Raw genomic sequence first — 4,983 nt, forward strand, 5'->3', positions numbered from 1 at the left:
GCGCAAATTAGGGATAAGTCGGGTTTTGAACGGCTGTTTCCCGCCCATGCTTCACAAAAAACAGCGGCCATACATCAAGTATGACCGCTGTTTTGTTGTTTTGCCTGAACGATAAACATCTCGTTCAAAACTGCTCCGCATTTTAAAAAGAGAGATTTTTGTGTCGGACAAGGCGAAAGCGCGATGGAATACTGTATGTATTCCGAGCGCTTTCAACGCAGACCGGCGCGAAAAGATCCTTTTTAAGACCGGCGTATTCCTGATTTGCACGCCCGAAAGGGCGGGGGTTTCTTATAGTTATGAGTTTAGAACTATGATGACGCTTCGCGTCAGTTAAGAGTTCGCTTCGCGAACGTTATTTCACCACCACGGGCGTATACCTCATCTCCGCGCCGGCGGGGGCGGGAGGGAGCGTCAGCGCGTAAAGCTCTGCGGCCTTCAGCTCATACGCGAACACCGCCTGCCCGTCCGCGCCGAGCTTTCCGAAGTCGGCGGGCTTCGTCAGCAGGGGGATATCCTTCTTTATCGCGTTCAGCCGCGCCGCGCCGCGCCCGTTCAGCCCGAGCACGCGGACGTAGGGCGGCAGCGGCGGGAGCGTCCCGCGCTTTATCCCGATCAGACAGCGCAGCAGCAGGCGGCGTATCCGCGCCAGCGTGTAGCGTTTGGATTTGACCAGCGCGGCGACGTCTGCGAAGCGTTCCGCCTCGGCGGCGGCTTTGACGATACGGTTTTCCAGCCCCTCGGTCACGCCGTCGATCTCGGCGATATCCTCCGCGCTCATTCCGCGAAGCAGGTGCAGCAGCGTGCGGTCGGCGGCGGCGGGGTCGGAGACCGGCGAGGCGGCGAAAATCTCCGCGCAGCCGTCGGGGAGCAGGCGGACGAAGTCCTTTCCCTCGCGTGCGAGCCCGCGTATGAAGCCGGCGGAGGCGAAGCCGCCGTTTTCTCCTTCGCCGTGTCCGGCGCCGGCGCGCTTTACGGTCGTTATCTCCATTCCGGGCGCGAGCTCCGCGGCGGCGTTGATATATTCGATCCCGAGCAGATTGTTCGGCCCGGCGAGCAGGGAAGCGGCCTCGCTGCCGACGCTCTCCGCGAGCGCGTCGGGGTAGGTCAGCCCGCGCCTTACCGCGCTCCTGACGGCCTCTCCGTCGGCGCGGCGCACCGCTTCGGCGGCGCGCTTCAGCGCGTCAGCGTCGCCGCTTTCGCTGCCGAAAAGCAGCGTGTCCGCGCCGCACGCGCGCAGCAGCGAAACGCCGCCCCGCGCGAAGTCGGCGGCGGAGGCGCACGCCCACGGCGCGGGCAGCTCAACGCAGAGGTCTATCCCGCATTCCAGCGCGGCGCGGACGCGTTCGCGCTTGCCGAAGCAGGCGAACTCGCCCCGCTGCGTGACGTTGCCGCTCATGACGGCGGCGACGCAGTCGGCTCCCGCCTCCCGCGCCTTCGCGGCGAGGAACGCGTGCCCCTTGTGGAAAGGATCGTATTCCGCTATGATTCCCGTTATCATTGGCGTCTCCCGAAAAATCGCCGGTTTCGGCGCAGTTTTTTATCTTTAACTATTGTAAACTATTTCAATTTGAGTTACAATAGTAAAGTATGAAAAAAATTTCGCGAAAGCGGAAATAATGAACAGGAGAAAGATAAAATGCTTATTCTGGTAGTCAACACCGGCAGCTCATCCCTGAAATATCAGCTTATCAACATGGACGACGGCAGCGTTTCCGCGAAGGGGCTCTGCGAACGCATCGGCATCGGCGGACACCTCAAGCACACCGCCTCCGACGGCAGAGTTTACGAAGCCGACAGAGTGATGGCGAATCACGAGCAGGCGATGGAAGCCGTCATCGAGCTGCTTACCGGCAGCGAATACGGTGTCATCTCCGACCCCGGCGAGATCGACGCGATCGCGCACCGCGTCGTTCAGGGCGCGGAGGTTTTCCCGAAGCCCGTCATCCTCGACGACGAGAAGATCCAGCGCATCTACGACCTCGGCGAGATCGCGCCGCTTCACAACTACGCCGCCGCGCAGGGAATGTGGGCGTGCCGCAAGTGCTTCGGCGACAAGCCGATGGTCGCGGTGTTCGACACCTCCTTCCACCAGACGATGCCCGACTACGCCTACATGCTGGGCCTGCCCTACGAATACTCCGAGAAGTACGCCATACGCCGCTACGGCGCTCACGGCACGAGCCACAAGTACGTCGCCGGCCGCTGCGCAGAGCTGATGGGGCGCGATATTTCCGAGCTGAAGATAGTCACCTGCCACCTCGGCAACGGCTCTTCGATAACCGCGGTCGACGGCGGCAAGTCCGTCGACACCTCCATGAGCTTCACTCCGCTCGGCGGTGTCATCATGGGCACCCGCACCGGCGACATCGACCCGATGGCGATATTCAGAGTAATGGAGAAGGAGAACAAGTCTCCCGCCGATATGGTACGCCTCTGCAACAAGGAGTCCGGCTTCCTCGGGCTTTCCGGCGTTTCCAGCGACTCGCGCGACCTGCACTCCGCCGTCGAGGACGGCAACGACCGCGCCCGCCTCGTGCTTGACGAGTTCAGATACCAGGTCAAGAAGTACATAGGCGCCTACGCCGCCGCGATGGGCGGTATAGACGCCGTCGTCTTCACCGCCGGCATCGGCGAAAACGACGCCTCCTGCCGCGCCGGAGTCTGCGAGGGGCTGGAGTTCCTCGGCATCAAGATCGATCCGGCGAAGAACGCCGTCCGCGGCAAGGAGATCGACATCTCCGCCGAGGGCGCGACGGTCCGCACCTTCATCATACCCACCAACGAAGAGCTGGCGATAGCGCGCGAGTGCGCCGCGCTCGTCTTCGGCAGGTAAGGGGAATGTTCAGCTTCGAGTCCCTGCGCGGCAGGGCCGTGCTCGCGCCGATGGCGGGGGTGGGCGATTCCGCCTTCCGCACCGTCTGCGCCGAGTCCGGCGCCGCCTGCACCGTCACGGAGATGGTCTCCGCGAAGGCGCTTCACTACGGGGACAAAAGCACCGCCGCGCTGATGTTCATAAGGGACGCCGAGCGCCCCTGCGGCATACAGCTTTTCGGCTCCGAGCCGGAGATAATCGCGGAGGGCGTGAAGCGCGCCGCCGAATACGCGCCCGACTTCATCGACCTGAATATGGGCTGCCCCGTGCCGAAGGTAACCGGAGGCGGAGACGGCTCCGCGCTGCTGCGCAATCCGGCCCTCGCGGGCAGGATAATGGAAGCGGCGGTCAAAGCGTCGCCGCTGCCCGTCAGCGTCAAGATACGCACCGGATGGGACGACGAACACGTAGTCGCTCCCGAATACGTCCGTATGGCGCGCGAATGCGGCGTCGCCGCCGTCGCCGTCCACGGACGCACCCGCGCGGGCGGCTACTCCGCGCCGGTCGATTTTGAAACGATAGCGGCATGCGCCGCCGAAGACGGCGTATTCGTCATCGGCAACGGCGGGGTGAACTCCGCCGCCGACTGCGCGGAAATGTTCGCGCGCACCGGCTGCGCCGTCGTAATGGTCGCGCGCGGAGCGCTCGGCAATCCGCTGATATTCCGCGAGATCGCGGGCGGAGCGCCTGCGTCGGACGCCGAGCGGCTGGAGCTTTTTCTGCGCCAGACGCGGCTCGCCGTTGAGCAGAAGGGCGAGTTTCTCGCGCTGCGCCAGGCGCGCACCCACGCGGGCTGGTACCTGCGCGGAATGCGCGGCGCCGCTGAGCTTCGCCGCCGCGGCGGCCTCGTGGAAACTTACTCCGAACTCGAAAGCGTCGTTTCCGACGCGCTTTCGCAATTGTAAAAATACGCGGACTCTCCGTCCGCCGAAAGGTTTGATAAAAATGCCCATCACCGAACTGCTTGAAAGAAACGCCGCGCTCTACGGCGGCGAGGTCGCGCTCGTCGAGATAAACCCGGAGCTGCGCGAAAAGCGCGTCACTTGGCGCGAATACGAGCTGGTCGAGAACCCGACCGCCGAGAGCTACCGCCGCGAGATGACCTGGCGCGAGTTCGACGAACACGCCAACCGCTTCGCCAACCTCATCATCGAGCGCGGTCTGCGGGGCGCGAAGGTCGCCATCCTGCTGATGAACTGCCTCGAATGGCTGCCGGTCTATTTCGGCATACTCAAGGCGGGGAGCATCGCCGTGCCGCTGAATTTCCGCTACACCGCGGACGAGATAAAATACTGCGTTGAGCTCGCCGACTGCGACGCCATCGTTTTCGGCAGCGAGTTCATCGGCCGTCTGGAGAGCATATGCGAGCACATCCCGCGCATAAAGGACTTCATCTTCGTCGGCGACGGCTGCCCCGGCTTCGCGGAGCCGTATTCGCATCTGGTCAAGGATATGCCGGCGGCGAAGCCGGACGTGAAGCTGACGGACGATGATTTCGCCGCGATATACTTCTCAAGCGGCACCACCGGCTTCCCGAAGGCTATACTGCACAAGCACGCTTCGCTGACCCACTCCGCGAAGGTCGAGCAGAACCACCACGGCCAGCAGCGCGGCGACTGCTTCCTCTGCATCCCGCCGCTTTACCACACGGGCGCGAAGATGCACTGGTTCGGCAGCCTCTACTCCGGCAGCAAGGCGGTGCTCCTGCGCGGCATAAAGCCGGAATGGATCATCAAGGCGGTCAGCGACGAGAAGGCGACGATCGTCTGGCTGCTCGTGCCGTGGGCGCAGGACATCCTCGACGCGATCGACCGCGGCGAGATCGACCTGAGCAAATACGAGCTTTCGCAGTGGCGGCTTATGCACATCGGAGCGCAGCCCGTTCCGCCGAGCTTGATCCGCCGCTGGAAGAAGGTCTTCCCGAATCATGAATACGACACCAACTACGGCCTCTCCGAGTCCATCGGCCCCGGCTGCGTACACCTCGGCGTGGAGAATATCCACAAGGTCGGCGCGATCGGCAAGGCGGGCTACGGCTGGCAGATAAAGATAGTCGACGAACACGGCGAGCCGGTCAAACAGGGCGACGTCGGCGAGCTCTGCGTCAA

The 4,983-nt window shown here is 63.3% G+C and carries 4 protein-coding genes; 3 read left to right on the plus strand and 1 reads right to left on the minus strand.

Translation table 11 applies throughout. The features are described 5' to 3' along the window. Window positions 1–355: 355 nt before the first annotated feature. Window positions 356–1,501 (minus strand): nucleotidyltransferase family protein, encoded by a 1,146-nt coding sequence (locus tag IJL83_01640; protein MBQ6552310.1) that lies wholly within the window; start codon window positions 1,499–1,501, stop codon window positions 356–358. A gap of 138 nt (window positions 1,502–1,639) precedes the next feature. On the opposite strand from IJL83_01640, the gene IJL83_01645 reads away from it, so the two are divergent. From IJL83_01645 to IJL83_01655, 3 genes are all read left to right on the plus strand, one after another. Further along, window positions 1,640–2,836, plus strand: coding sequence for an acetate kinase (locus IJL83_01645; protein MBQ6552311.1), 1,197 nt, complete (start codon window positions 1,640–1,642; stop codon window positions 2,834–2,836). Between the two features lie 5 nt (window positions 2,837–2,841). Next, window positions 2,842–3,780 carry a tRNA dihydrouridine synthase DusB gene (dusB, locus tag IJL83_01650; GenBank protein ID MBQ6552312.1) on the plus strand — a complete coding sequence of 313 codons (939 nt, stop codon included), beginning with the start codon at window positions 2,842–2,844 and terminating at the stop codon, window positions 3,778–3,780. Window positions 3,781–3,820: 40 nt separating this feature from the next. Next, window positions 3,821–4,983, plus strand: a 1,163-nt coding sequence (locus IJL83_01655) for an acyl--CoA ligase (protein ID MBQ6552313.1), incomplete at its 3' end; no start/stop codon positions are given.

It is taken from the genome of Clostridia bacterium, from assembly GCA_017438525.1.
Lineage (GTDB): Bacteria > Bacillota > Clostridia > Oscillospirales > RGIG8002 > RGIG8002.

What these genes read in the sequence shown, in the direction of transcription:
- IJL83_01640 (MBQ6552310.1), bottom strand. Translation starts at nt 1,501, where the DNA reads ATGATAACGGGAATCATAGCGGAATACGATCCTTTCCACAAGGGGCAC.
- IJL83_01645 (MBQ6552311.1), top strand. Translation starts at nt 1,640, where the DNA reads ATGCTTATTCTGGTAGTCAACACCGGCAGCTCATCCCTGAAATATCAG.
- dusB (MBQ6552312.1), top strand. Translation starts at nt 2,842, where the DNA reads ATGTTCAGCTTCGAGTCCCTGCGCGGCAGGGCCGTGCTCGCGCCGATG.